The sequence below is a fragment of the Bacteroides sp. D1 genome (assembly GCF_000157095.2).
GTDB classification, from domain to species: Bacteria; Bacteroidota; Bacteroidia; order Bacteroidales; family Bacteroidaceae; genus Bacteroides; species Bacteroides xylanisolvens.
This window is the reverse complement of sequence record NZ_JH114337.1, coordinates 108,057-126,072: the sequence shown is the minus strand read 5'-3', so window position 1 is coordinate 126,072 and position 18,016 is coordinate 108,057. Positions and strand designations below refer to the sequence as shown.

The window sequence follows — 18,016 nt, the reverse complement described above, 5'->3', positions numbered from 1 at the left end:
GAGATTATTAAAGGGGATTATTAAAGGGGATGGATTAATTGGAATGGTTAATTGGGCATGACCAGCAGAATACAGGATATTCAGCGACGCAGCGCCACTAGAAATGATTTCTCATTTTCATTTCTCATATTCTCATAGGTTGCACAATAATCAACTGTAAATCATCAATATAACACTATGAGAAATAAAATAAAAAAGGCATTTCTCATAGTATTACCAGCGTTTTATACTGAAAACAGTGCATTTCTCATACCTTTTCAAGGTATTTCTCATAGTATTTTGACTATTTATGCTATAAATTCTCAAGCTAGATCCTAAACTAAAGACCAGGTTGAATACCAGACTAGACACAGCTTTACAATACATTATCAGTGCTTATTGAAAGTATATAGAGCAGACATTCGCATATTTTCCTACCTGCATCTGTATCGTTGCACTCGAGTGAACAGGCCTGTGCACTAGAGTAGAAAGAACCGTCTACTCGAGTGAAACGATCTGTTCACTCGAGTGCAACGATACAGATAGTAGTAGGAAAAAATGGTAATAATTAAGGAAAAGCATAAGGATATAAGGTGCATGATACACAGGAAAGCAGTAAACAATAGGAAGTTGCTTAATAAACGACATAAGAAAAAGGAATAATCGTAAAGTTCGACGAGAGTCTGGGAAAAGATACAGCCATAATGCATGAGAAAGGAGTAAAATAGATAAAAGGAGTATGAGAATAAGATGAGAAACGATTTAAAACCTATGAGAAATGCATCATTTTTAAGGATAAATGATAGAAATAGTATGAGAAATACCATTTTATATTTTATTTCTCATACTATTATATTATTGATTTACATATAATTACCGTATTATTTATGAGAATATGAGAAATGAAAATGAAAAATCGTTTGCAGAAGAAAAGAACAAGAGGAATCATTCACCAGGCAGGGAGATGTGTAAATTAAACTATGTATGCTTTATTCTCATTCAATCTCATCGGTCGGTGAACGGCCAGCGCCAAGGAGCAGGACTACCCGTCCCAACGGACGTAAAATTGCAACATTTTAAACCTATCTACAAATTTTATCGCCAGTTGTCGTGCACTAGCTCCCCAGTTAGCCAGTATGACATGGTCCATTTCTTACATATATTGCGATAAGCGAGGTAAAACAGTTTTTTAAGGGCGGTGTTGTTAGGGAACACGCCCTTGTTTTTTTGTCACTTTCCGTATCTGATGATGACAGTCCTCAACTGTATTTATGGTATAAATCATACGATGTATATCCGATGTGAACTGAAAGTATTCAGTAAGTTTTCCCTACGTTCATAATCCTCACATATGACATTCAGTTCTTTCAAAAGCAGAGAAATATTATTCATATTTTCTTTACCTCAAAAATTCATTTTTCGATTAAGACTACAAATAAGTTTTTCACAGTAAAATCAAACGAGAAACACTCCAGCAAAAGATCCTAAAAACAGACTTATCTCTATTATTATTGATATCCCATTTCTTGAATATTTATATTCAAATATCGGCCCAATTTGAGCCGATATTCTTAATTTAAAGGTATACGCAATATCCAACAACCTATCATTCCCAAGATAACTTTAATTGGAATTATATTCTAACCACTTCTTTATAGTTTTTTGGTTGTTTGTTGTAATCCTTCAAGTTGGTGTGGATCATCGTTCGCATATCGTATTATCAGATTAGGATTATCTTGTAGATCTTCATACAATCTTATTGCAAAGAAATTATCCTCTTCTGTTACCATCTTCTCAATCAATAATGGAATGATTTCTTTTCCCATAGCCTTTAAATCGGCATATTGAGGTAAATTTCTTGTAGTAGCAGTGTTATTACTAAGCGAGTAATGCCATGCTTCCTTCCATTCATTAAACAGAGATTCAAACCTTGAACTATCTCTACATGTTTTTACTTTTCTAGCAATCATCATCAACTCATCCGGTGAGAAGATTATATTTTCGTGAATATCCTCACTTATTTCTTTCATTGCATTAGCATCTATTTCACTTAGACTACGGGTAGGAGAAACTGCCCCATAGGTTTCCACAGGAACTCCATACATTCCATTAGAAAACACACTTACAAGGTGCCACAATAGCCACATACGCCCCATCTTAGAATAAGGTGCCTCGCAATGGGGACTACCTCCAAGAGATGCATGCAGAGGGGTATTTCCCCAACCCCAAACTACAGGATAGTATCTTGATATTGAGGTTGCCCCTTTCATGTAATCATAAGCGGCATGATACACGGAACTCGCATTTTCATATCCATATCTTACTTGATCCCAAGTACTAAACTCTATCCACTTATTATTAAACCCCAACGAATAGGCAAAACAATTATATCCAGATGACGGATAATTCATAACAACTGTATTGGAATATTCAACTAAAGGAAACGATTTCCTTAAAGCATTCCTTTCAGCAGAAAAGAGAGGTCGTGGGAAAGAGTTCCTGATCAATTCGCGCTGTTCATCTGTTAATTGAGAATCCCAATTATCAGGAAGAATATACCCTCCCCCTGGTAGATTTGATCGTGTCTTAGCCATCGGTCCAATAATGCTATAAATATAATCCATAATTTCAAGGCTATCAAGCAAATTAACAGTTTGTATAGCCACTTCATTAGCCGGCTTTACAGATTCCTCAACGGTACTTACAATATCTTCGCTACTACAAGCAAAAATACACAACAGAGCGAATACTACAGTTAATTGCTTCATATCACAAGTATTTAAGGTGAATATTATACGAATGTATATATTTTTTTCGAGCATTCCTAACACTTTTCTGTTTTCTTACTCAATAATATTCCATTCTTTTGTTATTAAATGATATAGATGCTAGTGACTTTAAAAACCTTTTGAATATTTTAAAATAGCAGCAGCCAGAGGAGATGCAATCGCATGGTTAAATCTTGGAAATATGTATATGACTGGACAGGAGCATCCTTAAAATAGATGACTTCACCTTATCATTTTCAATAATAAGGTGAAATCAGCATACGATTCAGACTGAAATTATTCAGGTAAAATCTGTTCGATCTCTTTCAACTCATCTGCCGAGAACTCCAAATGATCCAACGCTTTTAAATTGTCGGCTAACTGGTTGACAGAGCTTGCGCCCACAATCACCGAAGTCATCCGTTCGTCTTTCAATACCCATGCCAGTGCCATTTCAGCAAGTGTTTGTCCACGTCGGAGGGCTATTTCATTCAACTGGCGGGCGGCTTCTACCTTTTCAGGCGTCACTTGCGAAAGCTGGAGAAAACCCGAAGAACGTGCGGCACGAGAGCCTTCCGGAATACCATTCAAGTATTTATCTGTCAACAGTCCTTGCGCCAAAGGAGAAAAAGCGATGAAACCGGAACCATATTCTGCTGCCAGCGGAAGTGTTTCGGCCTCCACCTCACGGTCGAACATACTATACCGATACTGGCTGATGAGACAGGGAACACCGGCTTTTGTCATCATTTCGTAGGCCATACGTGCTTGTTCGGGAGGATATTTGGAGATTCCGATATACAGCGCTTTCCCTTGTTTCACGATATCAATCAATGTCTGAATGGTTTCTTCGACCGGAGTAACTCCATCATAACGATGGCTATAAAAGATGTCGAAATACTCCAACCCTGTCCGACGGAGACTTTGGTCAATGCTCGCCATCAGATTTTTACGAGAGCTATTTCCGCCATAAGGGCCAGCCCACATGTCATGTCCGGCTTTGGAAGAGATGATCATTTCATCCCGATAACCCTGGAAGTTCTCTCGCAAGATTCGTCCGAAATTGGTTTCAGCACTTCCGGGAACAGGACCGTAATTGTTTGCCAGGTCGAAATGGGTGACACCATGATCGAACGCATACTTAATCATGTCGGTTGCTACATCGAAATTGTCCACACTACCGAAGTTGTGCCACAACCCCAAAGAGATTAAAGGTAACTGCAAGCCGCTCTTGCCACAATATTTATAGGGCATACGTTCGTAGCGTCCGGCTGCCGGCTGATAACTGAAAGAGTTTTCCATAAAACAGAATGTTTATATTTTCCTTTCACAAAGAAAGGAAAATATATTTTAATAATACTTTTGAACCAGCCTAAATTTTACGGCAGCATTATTTAAATAAAATTTCCATAACAACCCTGACAGTCTCTTTACTTGAGACAATTAAACAAAAATATAAAACCGTTCTACCCCTTACAAAAAACAATAGCCGGTAGTCCACGTTACCTAAAAAAAATAGAAAAATATGATAACTATCAAGGTTAAATTTAGAGAATCAACAATTAAGAAAAAGAAAGGAACCATCTATTATCTGTTGACAAGGAATAAAGAATACAGAGAGATAACAACTCCGTATAAGATTCATTCACACGAGTGGAATGACAAGCGTTCGCTAATTGCGATATCGAATGCCGAATACCAGCGCAGATATGAACTGCAGCTCATTGAAAACTCCATCATCCGGGATATTCGACACCTTCAGCACATTCTGACAAGTGAAAACAACATTGATACCATCATCAAACTTTTCAAAAAAATTCAAGGTGAAAGCCTATTATCCGTATTCAGCAAGAGTGTCACAAATGATTTGTATATCAAGAACCAACCCCGAACCGCAAAATCATATATAGCTTCAGTAAAAAGTTTCCTCCGGTTCAGAAACGGAGTTGACATTTCTTTCGAAGAACTGACTCCTAAACTTATTTCAGACTACGAAAGATATCTGAAAGAGCAGCAGATATGTAATAATACTATTTCATTCTATATGCGAAACCTAAGAGCCATTTATAATAGAGCTGTCGAAGAAAGCTATACAGAACAAAAGCATCCGTTTAAAAAAGTATTCGTAGGCAATGATAAAACCATCAAACGGGCAATAGACGAAGATGTCATATCAAGATTAAAAACATTGGATTTATCGTCAAAACCACGATTGGCTTTTTCACGCGATATGTTTATGTTCAGCTTTTATGCACGAGGGATGGCTTTTATTGATCTGGCGTACCTAACCAAAGAGAATATCCAAGGAGAATATATTATTTACCGACGCCATAAGACCGGACAAGAACTTAGCATAAAACTAGAAATATGCTTAAAAACTATTATTGATAGATACTCTCATTACAGTAACGGAACTTTCTTATTTCCTGTTTTATCAGAAAGTACACAGAATTATGATAGTGCCTTGAGACTTCATAATATTCATTTAAAGAAAATCTCCGGCTTCATGGGACTTCCCAAACCTTTGACTTCATACGTGGCGCGCCATAGTTGGGCTACACTAGCCAAGAAAAAAGGTATATCTACACAAATCATCAGTGAAAGTATGGGACATAATAGCGAAAAGACAACCCGAATATATCTCTCATCTCTTGACAGGTCCGTGATTGATGATGCTAATGCCAAACTGATTTCCGGTATATAAGAATATATGCAGGACTGCAAGATGGAATTAAAGTCTATGCATAATCAATTGATTTACACATTATTATTCACTGCAATTCTTTCTCTTCAAAAGAGACGGAATAAAATATTTATTTGCAAAATAAACAATTTAAATCTTTACTCGCAAGTATTTCTCAAACAATGTTTAAGCTATATTCAAAATAATCAGATCACTATGAATTCAAGCTACCGCAAATATATTTACCCATATTTCACAAATAAAAGGAACTTTCCGTCAGCCAAGCGCACAACTACACATCTAATTATAAGACGATTACGCACATAATACAAGTTTTATTCCGTCTCTTTTGAAGAGAAAGAATAGGCAGATATTACATTTTTTTCAATTAACGAAACAAACTGGCAAATAGTACAAACTTAAAAACACACATACAAAAATAATCAACAAGTAAATATAATGAAAATAAGAAGTATTTTCACCCTCCTCATCCTAACCCTCCTCGTTTCATACTCGAGAGCGCAGGATATAGCCATAAAAACAAATTTACTTTACGGAGGTTATACCTATACCCCGAATCTTAGTCTTGAAATAGGTTTGGGTAAAAGAAGCACACTCGATTTAGGCGGCGGCTATAATCCCTGGAATCTTGACGGAACGGCTGAAAACAACAAAAAACTAGTCCACTGGCTAGGCGAAATAGAATATCGTTACTGGCTATGCCAACGCTTCTCCGGACACTTTCTCGGAGTGCACGTTCTCGGTAGCCAATATAATATTGCGCAACAGGATTTGCCACTCATATTCGGAAAAGGTTCTAAAGAATACCGCTTCGAAGGCTATGGCTACGGAGGGGGAATTTCATACGGCTACAACTTCTTTCTAGGCATACGATGGAGTATTGAAGCCAATCTAGGAATCGGATATGCACGCTTGCACTATGACAAGTACAAATGCCAAAAGTGCGGCGAAAAGATCGGAACAGAAAGCAGAAATTATTTCGGTCCTACGAAAGCAGGAATATCACTGATATATTACCTTAAATAGACAAACAAACATGAAAAGACAATATATGCTATTCGTCATCGTGTTGTTGTTCTGCACGAACACATCAGCACAGCAAAAAGAGTATTCCGGGAAAATACACGTCACGGCGCTATCCCTGCAACAAGAAGGGGATTCAGTGTACGTGAAACTCTCTTTCGACATTTCCGGGGTAAACGTAGATTCACGTCGTTCGATCAGCCTGATTCCCACTCTGGTAGCGGCAGGCGACAGACTGGACCTGCCCGAAGTAGTCGTCAAAGGACGTGAAAACTATAACGTGTACCGACGGGAAACCGCCTTGATGAGTAACCGGGAAAAAACGGCGTATGCCGCAGAAGCTCCGTATGCAGTCGTCCCCGGATTCAAATCGGGGAACGCAAAAACAATTGCATACAGCGTAGCCGTGAAATACAATCCGTGGATGGCGGACGCAAAGCTGGATATGTATGAAGACCTTTGCGGCTGCGGCAATCCTGCGCGGAGGATAGGCATCACCATGCTTGCCAACCGTATAACGCTAGAGAAAATAATAGAGCCGTACGAAATAACTCCCAGCATGGCATACGTGCAACCTGTCGTCGAACCGGTAAAAAGACGCGAAATCATCAGCGAGGCTTTTCTGGATTTCGTTGTAAACAAGACCGATATCCGCCCCGATTACATGAATAATCCGCAGGAACTGAAGAAAGTCACCGACCTCGTTGCCGAGATAAAAGACGACCCGGACGTCACAGTCCGCGCGATTAACGTAATCGGTTACGCTTCACCGGAAGGCTTGCTGTCCAACAATCAACGGTTGTCCGAAGGCCGGGCCAAAGCACTGACCGGTTATTTGGCTTCACGATTCGATTATCCGCGGAGTTTATACCAAGTCGCTTTCGGGGGTGAGAACTGGGACGGACTCAAAGAATGTGTAGAGGCATCCCAAATGCCGTATCGTAAAGAAGTATTGGAGTTCATCGGGTCTTTCCCGGCCGAATGTGGCTACGCTGACCAAGTGAGGCGCAAAAAAACATTGATGAATCTGAAAGGCGGCGAGCCATACAGATACATCATCCGGGAGTTCTGCCCCTTGCTTCGCAAAGCGATTTGTAAGATTGACTTTGACGTCAGAAATTTCAGCATCGAACAGGCTAAAGAGGTATTCAAAAGCCGTCCGCAAAACCTTAGCTTGAATGAGATGTTCCTTGTTGCCAACACCTACGAAAAGGGATCACAAGAGTTTATCGACCTGTTCGAAACTGCCGTGAAGCTATATCCCGACGACGTGACCGCCAATCTGAATGCAGCAGCAGCCGCGTTGTCACGCAAAGATACGGTCTACGCCAAGCGATATTTGAATAAAATAGAAAAATCACTCGATATCCCCGAATACCACAACACAATGGGAGTACTGGAAATGCTTTGCGGCAACTATGACAAAGCAGCATCACACCTGAACAAAGCAACGGAAACCGGACTGCCGGAAGCCAAACAAAATCTGGCAGAAATGACAAAGAAAAAACAGCAGAGATAAACAACAAAGATTAACAACAGAGATAAATAACTGATTTATAAACACTTTTAAAAAACAGGAAAGCATAACAAAAAACAACCTCCTACAGGTAAGCATTCACCTATAGTTTGTTTAGGGACCAAACTATCAAACGGGCAAAACAAAAGCTAAAGCAAAAGCTGACGCAATTATTAAACATTTTATTTATAAAAACAATGAAGAAAATTATTTTCATGGCTTTATTCGCCGCCACTCTCTCCGCTTGTTCCAATGAGAACAACGAGGTGACCCAAGAAACAACGAACCTGAAATCACTCGATTTTTCTTTTGATGTCGCTACTCCTAAAACGAGAATGAGCGATGACGAAGTGACCACAGCAATAACAGCGGTCAGAAACAATATTCAAAACATTACCATCGAGTACTTCAACGCATCCAATGCTTCGCTCGGCACGTATGATTTCACACCCGAGCAGGTAGCTACGGCAAAAGGTGACGACCAGACTGCCACTGCTGCAGGCCGCAAACCCGTTAATATTAGCAACATTCCCAGCGCTACGACTAAAGTGAACGTTTATATGAACGTTGATAAGAACGCTGCCGACATCAATGACTTGCAGATAGGATACACGAAGATGGAATATCGTGGTACACCTAAAGATATCACATTGAAAACACCAGAAGGGGAAAGAATAGGCGACAATACGAACGACCTTTACAGTGTCGAAGTTTCAGTGGCGCCTGTATTGTCACGTTTCGAGTTTCACGGCAAGGCATCAGACATTAAGGTGAATAGTTCGGCAAGCGGTATACTACCAAGCGGAGTTGCAGACGGAACAAAAGACCAGGCTAAAGCCCATGTAAGCGATGCTACAATTACAGCGGCAGAAAAGGCCGCTCAAGAAGCGTGGAGAAAAGCGAATCCGGGAACTGCGGATCCTTCGACATGGAGCTTCAAATACACCGTCGCGTATGCATACGATGACGCATACACGATTGAAAGTATTGACGAATATTATATGAATAATATACCTCTCACCAAAGATGGAGATTTAGTCTTAAATGCCAACGACGGTGCAGGCAACTGGAACGATGCTGCTAAGGAAAAATATAAAATAGGTGGCGATATGGAAAAAATGTTCGATACCACTGTAGAAGCAGACAAAGTTATCGCATACAATTTATTCCCTCAAACAGCGACAAACGGCACAGGTGCCAGCACCACCGATGTAAAAACAAGTATGCCGCACTTCGTTCTGAAACTTACCACTAAAGCAAACGGTGCAACCGCCCCCCGATGGCTGACAATCCGTGCATTGAAAGCTGCGGATGTATTGATTACCTCTTTCGACGCCGGCAAAGTATACGTACTGAATGCCACCGATATTAATATCAATCAATATTCCGCCAAGCTGAAAGTTACCACTAACAACGATATACCAGGTCCTGAAATACCGGAACCCGTAGACCCGACAGACCCGAATCCGGAACCGGTAGGCAAAGACCTCGACGTTCTTGTCAAGATCACCGAGTGGACTATTGTCAACGTGAAACCCGAGTGGTAATTACGACCATTACCGGACGTTAAACGACGCATAAAAAAAGGGGGGACGTGGCTGATTACCACTTCCCTTCACAAAGCCGTCTCCCTTCCCCCGGAAAGAATAACGGCAACGGGTGATAACCGCACCCTGTAACGGTTAGTATGAGATTCATTTTTTGATGCAGAATTATGAGAAAAGTCTTTTTCGTAGGGTTGATTGCCATACTGACAGGTTGTAGCCAGGAGAGCCGCGTTTCTTCGCCGGAAGACTCCGGTATCGAGCTACAAATTAATTTATCGTTAGGCAGCGTCTCCACCAGAGCCGTAGATGCCCCTATCACCGGCAACGACGGAGAGGGATATGTATTGCCTTTCACAGAGGTAAAAACGCTGAAAGTCGATTTATATAAATCTCTTGAAGCCGCCCCCATATTCACCTATACAGCCACCGATGCAGAGATTGCTGGCATCAGGAATACCGCCACCGGAAAGTTGGCAAGACTCTCCATACCCAAGATTCCGGTAACAACCCAATACGTGAAAGTGACGATAAACCGGTTTAAAGAGGAGAATCCGCTTATCAACCAATTACAGGTGAGCAGCCAGGACGACCCGCCCGCCCCTACCATGAACCGGACAGAGATTCCTTACGAAGGAGTTACCAAAGAAATTATCGTCATCCCCGAGGAATCGGACCCTTTCTCCGTCAAGGTGAAAGCCATCGTGGAAGTGGCTCCCGTATTGAGCCGGTTTGAAATCATACCGGGCGAAATCGTGGTCACCAACCCTGCAACCACAGGCGCTTCATTCGACTGGACGGACGGAACCGCAGGCAGAGACAAAATCAAGAACTTCACCGAAGCCGATATCACCGTAGCCGAAGCAGGCGCGCGGGAGAATTTCAGGAAGAAATACGGAACGGACGCTACCGCTGCCGCTATCTATTCCTATCGTGTCCGGCTCATCCGGTCGCCCTTCCCCGACGGCTTCGATATCAACAGCACGCCAACCGGATTCTATTTTTATATGAATTATTTCAAGCCGAGCCTCAACGCCGCCACTATCATAAAGAATACAAACGATGGTATCTCCGACTGGAACATGACCACAGGTTTTGCTGAATACAAGAAAGGAGGACAGCAGTCCAATATGTATGACGCAAGAACATCAGAGACTACAAAGGTGAACGCTTTTCATCTTTTTCCCCAATCGGTGGCGGCAGACGCTACTTTGCAACAAATCAAAGACGGAATGCCTCATCTGATTATGGGCTTTAGTACCGATAAGATAAAACGCTGGCTGACGGTCAGGGCATTCAGCGACAAAAGTAATAATGAAATTATCAACGCATTTAAGCCGGGGTATTGCTATTCCCTCGACCTTGATGATGTCGTTATCACCCCATGGTCATTGGGTTTGGACGTTCGCATTACCGATGGCGATAAAGTGACGGAGTCAGATCCCATCATCAAAGATTTCGATCAGACGTCTCACGTGCCCGAACCTGAAGGCGCAGATCTAGCACTCGGGCTTCGTGTCTCCAAGTGGAGAGACAAAGACTTGGAAGTAGAACTTTAACCGGAGAAAATAAAAGAAAGAATGAATAAAACATATTTCATAGGAATACTCCTGATTACTGCATCTCTTTTCGCAGGATGCACCAAAGAGAACACGGAAGATTGCTTTTCGGGACTCAGACTCGATTTCTACTTCACCCATCATACCGGCAACGGCAATCTCTTCGGCGAAAAGGTGCGGCGGATTCACGTGTACCTGTTTGACACGGAGGGCATACTTCAACTCCACGCGACAGACAACGGAGACAAACTGGAATATAGTTACCTGCAAAACGGACAGATACAGACGGTGTCAAAACCGAACCCGTGGGGAAAGCTCTCTGACGAGTATGTGATGAATCTGGATAAAGTGCCGCCGGGAAAATACAGAATTATATCATGGGCGGATAACGGGCAGAAAGACAACACTACTTATTTTCATGGAGAAATGAAAAATCCGGCAAGCCATAATTTAAGGAAAGACGTCACGCTGGGAGCGACAATGGCGGACGACCTCTATATGTTCTTAAAATGCCGGACGGCATCCGGACTGCCCGAAGAACTTGTTCCGGAAGCAGAGGAGATAAACGACCTGTGGTATGGCGCGGCAGGCTCCCGCCATCCCCAAAGCGATATGTATACCTATGAAACCGTGGAAGTTAAAAACAGCGTGGTCACCGCACGCCGCATCGAACTGATCCGCAACACCAACCTACTGAAAGTCACTTTAAGCGGACTGGAACATCTCACGCCGGAAGTCCGGGACACGCACGCCGCGAACCGGGATACGGACTTCAAACTGTGGGCGGTTGCTACCGACGAGAGGTATAAGTCCGACAACACATTTGACGGGTACACCCGCTCCGTCCGCTACTCTCCATTCAAGACATTGATGGACGCGAACACGCTCTCTGCCGACATCAAGGTATTGCGGCTGACAATGGACCGCCCGGTGCTTTTATATATCGAGACACCCGGCGGACGCAGGATTCCGGAACAGCCGATTGACATCGTCAGTATGCTGTTCAAGGCACGCAACCCCGACACGGGAGCGTATATCTACCAATCGCAGAGCGATTTCGACCGGATATACGAACATCCGGTGGAAGTACGCATCGGCGCTAACCTGAACATCAGAATCTTTATCGGAGAATGGGAAATTGTGAACGTAAAACCTGCTGAATAGGATATGAAAATGAGAATAAGATATAGAATACTGGCATTGGCCGCGGCCGCGCTCCTGTCGGGCTGCGCCAAAGAATCCGCTGTGATGAACCTGCCTGAAGCGGAGAAAGTGACCGTACAGATAAAGACCAAAGCCCTTACCGGCAGCGTGGTGGAGGGAGTGACCATAGAGAAAGTGCGTTTCATGCTCTTTCAGAATGAGACATTATTAAATAATTATACCACTTCCAACGGGACGCTGAACATTGACGACAGCGGGTTGTTCAATCTTGCTGTCAGCCCGGGAGTATATTATTTCGCCGCCATCATCAACGAGACGCCCGAACTGACGGAGAAACTGAATGCCGTGACGAAGCGTACGGATATCGACGGCGCCGGATTCGACTGGCAAAGCAGCGCGCTGACCTCCGGCAATATGCCGTTGGCCAATCTGGGAGAGATAAAGATTCAACCGGGAACGACGTCCGGACAAGGAATGGCGCAACTGCGCCCCGTATACAATTCGGAAGGCGGCAGATACAAAGGTGATTTCACGACAGCATCCACAACCGCAACCATCGATATGCCCCGCGTGATGTCGCAAGTATCCGTGTTTTTGCGACAGGACGATGCGGTGACGGAAGAAATAAAAATCAGCAACGTGCAGGTTAGCAATATACCACGCAACAGCTACCTGGTAGACCGGCTGGATGCCGACAATACCAAACAGGATCTCTTCAATGGTTCCGAAATGACCATTTCCGCATCCGAGGGAGACAAAGAGTACAACGGCAAACTGTATCATACCTTTCCAACCGCCATTATTGCGGAAAAATCGTTCTATGAGAATGGAACGGACGACGGAACAAAAGCTACTGACCCGGATAATGCCGCTTATTTGTTTATCAACGCAACTTATGGGGGCGTACCCACTACGTACAAGATACTGCTCCGTGAAGGAGATGCTAATTTCAGACTCCTTCGTAATACCAATTATAATGTCTATGCGACCATTAAACAGATAGGCAGCAAAGGCATCTATGTGGTGATTGAACCTGTCAAGCTGTACAACATCACGGTAAACTGGAAGCCGGTAGAAGGACTGGTCATCGTGAGTGACCGGGAGGCGGACTTCAACAAGAATGTCAATGTGTGGAGTGACTACACGGCTTATTCCGGCATACTTAAAGTATATAAAGGCGACGCCTACCACGATGCCCTGTTCAAATACGGCAGCCTGATAGCTACCGGAAATGATGCTACGACCACTATAGAGCAGGGGTTCACTGCCCCGACGGCTGTTGAAGCGACCAATGATGTAATCTGGTATCCCGGAAATTTCAATGTGACGGGTATCGGTAGCTGGGATGATGTCCCTTATATCACGGATGCGAGCAATATCCCATCAGGGAATACGCCCGAACTGGTAGCACAGGGTAAGGGAGATCCCTGTCGTCTGGCAGCATTATCCCCTCATCAGATAGGTGTGGAAGGGAAGGTAGACAACCAACAGTGGCACATGGCCAATCCTACCGAATATGCCATATTGATGAAGGCAGCAAACGGGGCAGAAAGTGAAAATAATAATGGATACTGTTCTTTTCATGAACTGCTGATACCCAACGTCAAGTACCGCAATGAAAGCGGAGTGCTGGTTTCCTCCCATTATTACAAGGGAAACTATTGGAGCACGGAAAGCAACAAGGCATTCTCCTTCGACAGCCAGAATCCGACAGCAGCAGTGCTCGGCGCAGCCGCTCCCGGACAAGGATATACCGTTCGTTGCGTAAGAAACAACATTCCTGCAGCCCGTATAACAATCAACCCGCCTACGTCCGTAAACTATAAGGGAGCAGCCATCAACGGACTGCCTTTCTATGTGGACAGTAACGTGCCATACTGGAAAATGGAACTTATCAAGAGCGGAGACCACGTAGGAACTTCCATGAATTTCGATGACTTCTCATTCACACCTTTAGCCACAGGAGTTATGCACGAAATCGAAGGTTCTTATACCCAGACTCCCAAAGCGTACATCGCACGCAGAGAATCAAGGACCGAAGACCGCACCTTTGGAGTGAAGTTCACTTCCATGCACTTCACCGGTGAAGAGACTACTTATTATTTCACGATAACACAGAACAGATATAGCATCAGAGGAATACCAAGTATTAATGGTCTGGGAACTGATAATAGAATAAAAGGAGAGGGAGGCAAGTATACCATACATATCGAACTTACTCCTGACGACGTAGCCATGCCCATAGGAGCTCAACTTAAAGTCCGGTATACTTATCTCAGCGCTCCCCGCGGTGAAGAAAGTACAGTTGCAACCATTACAGATGGAAACCAACACGAATATGACGTGGAACTGGATATACTCGCTAATGATACGCCGGATGTTATCGGACTTTCTTTTGTTGTATATATGAAAGAGAAAGACGAATCTGGGTATCGCGATATATCATCAAGCTCTTATAATTATTACCAAAACACGAAGTGACCATGAAAAATAAAACCACAAACATACTGATAGTGCTGACAATAATGGCTCTGACCTCATGCGTCAGAGAAGAACTGTTGCCATCTTCCGGCAATGGAGAAGAAGGCGAACGCGTGAAAGTAGAACTTAGCTTTAAGATACCTCCGGCTTCGAGTCCGCAGGAACTACAATCGAGAAGTATGTCCACTGATAATGCTTTCTCTGTAGAATTCTTCAAAGAGACATCTCCGGCCAAAACACGTTCGGGAGAGGTGACGGAACTGTACAATCTATGGTTGTTTCAGTTTCATAGCGACGGCTCCATACATGGCTCGCCCCAGCAGGTTTCCGACGAGGTGACGATGGTAAACGACATGGCTCTGCTGAATGTCACGCTACGCGTGGGCACTGACCAGACGCTTTACCTGGTAGCTTTAGGCAAAAAAGTAACCGTAGCGGCCAACCTGGCGGAAATACGAAACATCAACGAACTTGAAAACCTGCAACTGGATTATGTTGACAACAGAAACGGACTCTACTATTCGCGGATAACCATGGAGAGCGAAATTCCATACGCCGGAGCCGCAAAAGGAGTCAGCGTAAGAAAAACCGGAGATAGCGACAACGGTGAAATTGTCTACGGCACACCGGATGGTTTCTCCGGCGGTATAGAAGTTAAACGGCTGGTATCCCGCATCACACTGAAACATAAATTCGATGTCACGGAAAACACGCTCGAAGGTATGAGGTTACTCAAAGTACCCATCAAATTATGTATCAACCCCGCATCGGCAGATAAAGACGTAATAGACAATATCCCAATGGCAGACCTGGAAAGCGACAATGCTTTCGAAGACGCAGACAAGGACACGGACGGCTTCTTCACATCGCAATGGTATGTTGCGCAGAACAAACAAGGAACCGTAGCAGATATAGCATCCGAAAGGGACAGATACCGGAAAGTGACCGACGGAACGGGAAAAGCGCCCGAAGCCGGTACAAATATCGAAGCGTGGTCATACGCCAAAAGCAGTCGAAGTCTTTATACAGTCCACCAGATATATGTTGGAAATAACAACACGGATAATTTTGATGTGGAAATAAACAGCTATTATGATCTCCGGACAATCATCAATTCTGTTGATCTTAATGATGGACGTATCCGTTCATATACGGCCGAACAGAAAGTTTATCTTTCATCCTCCACTCGCTCATCCAGCGGAAACGGAACAGGAGATATAATTGGAGCAACCGGTGTTTATTTTGATGCCCACTACGGATGGCGGCCTGTTATCATCTATGCACAAGGGCGGAAGGTAACTGTCGGCATTTATAAGGATGCAAGATGTACACAATTAGTCAACATGAACTCTCCAACAGAGAACTGGCTTCAACTTTCATCATACCCAAATTATACGGAAGTGGTGCGTAATGGTGGCGCAAATACACTCACCAATCAGATAGAAACCAATATTTTCGTGCCAACACGATTCAAACTATACCTATATGCGGACGAGTATATCACCGATGAGAATGGGATGATTGTAGACCCCGAATTCGATAGAAACAAGATTTATAAGGCTGTTACAAACTACACCACTTCCGATTTCGTATATGAGCGAACTCTCTATGTACAAGTGACTACCGAAGAAATAAACGCTGAAGGAATCCCCAAAAGCAAGAAAGGAACATATACCATTAAACAAAAAAGAGGACATTATGCCGGGCTGTTTGGCGGTGAAATAAAAGATGGGCAATACACAGAGGGACTCATCATTGATGCGTTTGATGAGCATAAGAGCAGAATTGACGATCAAATAACACCAGCAAACTACATATATTCTGGATATTATAATGTTATGACCTTTTATACATGGAATAAGGATAAGGATGCCGAAACAAACTACTGCAGTTTTATGAACGGTAAGCAAGCAACATTTAATTTAGCAACGAATCCTGGTAACTATGTTGTTAATAATGGGCGGGAGAGCATCATTCCAACTATGCGAAAAATCAATGGCAATATAGATTTATATCAATATAACTACTATAACAGCTTCCACGCAAGATTCTGTCATGACTTAAATAGAGATAAAAATGGAAATGGTGTGATAGACTATCTCCCGGATGACCCTGATAATAATGAACTTGAATGGTATTTACCATCCGCATATCAGGCATTCGGGATACTAGCTTCCGCCGGAACTATCATTTATAATAGCCCGATGGCATTAGCATTAGAACTAGATGCAAGCACTGCTCCCGGCTGGTCGATAGAATTGGCAGGCTGGAATTCCAGCAACACAAATAAAAACAGTTCGAAAGAAGTTCGCTGTGTCAGAAACATACCTGTTTCTCCAGAAAGAAAAGCAGGAACCAAAGTTACCACATATACAGACGGAGCAGACAGCTATGCAATGATAGATTTATCAACTTTGCCTTACGGAATCCTAGATAGAACGACTGCCGAAGGGAAAGCCGAGTTATATGAAAAACTGGATCTATATAGTTATTCTACCACAGGTACAGAATATGACGAAAGTGTCTCTCAAAGCGACGCTTCCAAACCATTAGGTAAAACTGTTTTCCGCGTGAGAAAAAATTACCCGATAACCGGTAGTACCATCACCAATGGAATTTTAGTTTCTTCTTTTTCTTCACCAAAATTTATTGTATCACCTACGGACGTGTATAATGACGGCGACACGAAAAGTAACACTGCCAGTGATATACTCCAGAATGCCGCAGGGACTCCGGGAAAGAACAGCATCACTATGACTTGGGCGGAAGCGAATGGAAGGCTCAATACAGCCAATACCCAAAGTTGGGATATTTCATCAAAAGCAATGAATACCGGATGCTACGCTTATAAAGGGAAAAGTGGTACAGACGAGCCCGGAAGTTGGCGCGTACCAAATAGCCGGGAATTATCCATGATTCTAATATTTGCGCACGAATTAGAAAAAAAATCTTCTGAAACTGGTTTTAATGCATTAAACAAAGTTAAGACAGAAACTTATTACAATAGCGGATATTGGAGTTCCACAGAACGCTCCTCTACAAGTCGCCCCAAAGAAGCGCTCTGTGGTTCTATTGATGTTAATTATGGTCTTACGATAGACGCTTCAACTAAATCTTCTAGGAGAAACCGGCTTCGTTGCATCAAAGACATTCCGTAGAATTAGAACAATAGTAAAGCCAATCGATATTCAAAAAATCCTCCAGCAAGTCTATCTCTGCCATACACAACGGTACAGAGGTAGACTTTACTTTATCAAGACTTATTGGAAACCTCATTT

10 protein-coding genes and 1 pseudogene are annotated in these 18,016 nt (G+C 43.0%); 8 read left to right on the top strand and 3 right to left on the bottom strand.

Features of this window, described 5'->3' with window-relative positions; genetic code table 11:
* Positions 1–1,021: 1,021 nt before the first annotated feature.
* The 3 genes and pseudogenes from BSAG_RS25585 to BSAG_RS14900 all read right to left on the bottom strand — a co-directional run.
* Positions 1,022–1,306: pseudogene (locus BSAG_RS25585) on the bottom strand (transposase); the annotation flags it as partial.
* 325 nt (positions 1,307–1,631) lie between these two features.
* The gene (locus BSAG_RS14895; protein ID WP_008997437.1) at positions 1,632–2,747 is read right to left on the bottom strand and encodes a hypothetical protein; all 1,116 of its coding nucleotides are present in this window, start codon (positions 2,745–2,747) and stop codon (positions 1,632–1,634) included.
* Between the two features lie 297 nt (positions 2,748–3,044).
* Entirely contained in the window at positions 3,045–4,049 is a 1,005-nt protein-coding gene (locus BSAG_RS14900) for an aldo/keto reductase (protein ID WP_004315332.1), read from the bottom strand.
* A gap of 223 nt (positions 4,050–4,272) precedes the next feature.
* On the opposite strand from BSAG_RS14900, the gene BSAG_RS14905 reads away from it, so the two are divergent.
* The 8 genes from BSAG_RS14905 to BSAG_RS14940 all read left to right on the top strand — a co-directional run bounded on the left by BSAG_RS14905 (position 4,273) and on the right by BSAG_RS14940 (position 17,896).
* Complete coding sequence (locus BSAG_RS14905; protein ID WP_004315331.1) at positions 4,273–5,451, top strand: tyrosine-type recombinase/integrase; 1,179 nt, start codon at positions 4,273–4,275, stop codon at positions 5,449–5,451.
* Positions 5,452–5,889: 438 nt separating this feature from the next.
* Entirely contained in the window at positions 5,890–6,477 is a 588-nt protein-coding gene (locus tag BSAG_RS14910; protein WP_004313482.1) for a DUF3575 domain-containing protein, read from the top strand.
* Between the two features lie 10 nt (positions 6,478–6,487).
* Complete coding sequence (locus tag BSAG_RS14915; RefSeq protein WP_004313481.1) at positions 6,488–7,993, top strand: DUF3868 domain-containing protein; 1,506 nt, start codon at positions 6,488–6,490, stop codon at positions 7,991–7,993.
* A gap of 194 nt (positions 7,994–8,187) precedes the next feature.
* Positions 8,188–9,537, top strand: coding sequence for a membrane lipoprotein lipid attachment site-containing protein (locus BSAG_RS14920; protein WP_008770603.1), 1,350 nt, complete (start codon positions 8,188–8,190; stop codon positions 9,535–9,537).
* Positions 9,538–9,704: 167 nt separating this feature from the next.
* The gene (locus tag BSAG_RS14925; protein WP_004313479.1) at positions 9,705–11,093 is read left to right on the top strand and encodes a hypothetical protein; all 1,389 of its coding nucleotides are present in this window, start codon (positions 9,705–9,707) and stop codon (positions 11,091–11,093) included.
* A 21-nt stretch (positions 11,094–11,114) separates the two neighbouring features.
* Entirely contained in the window at positions 11,115–12,257 is a 1,143-nt protein-coding gene (locus tag BSAG_RS14930; RefSeq protein ID WP_004313478.1) for a FimB/Mfa2 family fimbrial subunit, read from the top strand.
* Between the two features lie 9 nt (positions 12,258–12,266).
* On the top strand, positions 12,267–14,738 hold the full coding sequence (locus BSAG_RS14935; protein ID WP_004313477.1) for a DUF4906 domain-containing protein: 2,472 nt from the start codon (positions 12,267–12,269) through the stop codon (positions 14,736–14,738).
* 2 nt (positions 14,739–14,740) lie between these two features.
* A complete protein-coding gene (locus tag BSAG_RS14940; protein WP_004313476.1) occupies positions 14,741–17,896 on the top strand; it encodes a DUF4906 domain-containing protein in 3,156 nt (1,051 codons plus the stop codon).
* The last annotated feature ends 120 nt before the right edge of the window (positions 17,897–18,016 follow it).

What these genes read in the sequence shown, in the direction of transcription:
- BSAG_RS14895 (WP_008997437.1), bottom strand. Translation starts at nt 2,747, where the DNA reads ATGAAGCAATTAACTGTAGTATTCGCTCTGTTGTGTATTTTTGCTTGT.
- BSAG_RS14900 (WP_004315332.1), bottom strand. Translation starts at nt 4,049, where the DNA reads ATGGAAAACTCTTTCAGTTATCAGCCGGCAGCCGGACGCTACGAACGT.
- BSAG_RS14905 (WP_004315331.1), top strand. Translation starts at nt 4,273, where the DNA reads ATGATAACTATCAAGGTTAAATTTAGAGAATCAACAATTAAGAAAAAG.
- BSAG_RS14910 (WP_004313482.1), top strand. Translation starts at nt 5,890, where the DNA reads ATGAAAATAAGAAGTATTTTCACCCTCCTCATCCTAACCCTCCTCGTT.
- BSAG_RS14915 (WP_004313481.1), top strand. Translation starts at nt 6,488, where the DNA reads ATGAAAAGACAATATATGCTATTCGTCATCGTGTTGTTGTTCTGCACG.
- BSAG_RS14920 (WP_008770603.1), top strand. Translation starts at nt 8,188, where the DNA reads ATGAAGAAAATTATTTTCATGGCTTTATTCGCCGCCACTCTCTCCGCT.
- BSAG_RS14925 (WP_004313479.1), top strand. Translation starts at nt 9,705, where the DNA reads ATGAGAAAAGTCTTTTTCGTAGGGTTGATTGCCATACTGACAGGTTGT.
- BSAG_RS14930 (WP_004313478.1), top strand. Translation starts at nt 11,115, where the DNA reads ATGAATAAAACATATTTCATAGGAATACTCCTGATTACTGCATCTCTT.
- BSAG_RS14935 (WP_004313477.1), top strand. Translation starts at nt 12,267, where the DNA reads ATGAGAATAAGATATAGAATACTGGCATTGGCCGCGGCCGCGCTCCTG.
- BSAG_RS14940 (WP_004313476.1), top strand. Translation starts at nt 14,741, where the DNA reads ATGAAAAATAAAACCACAAACATACTGATAGTGCTGACAATAATGGCT.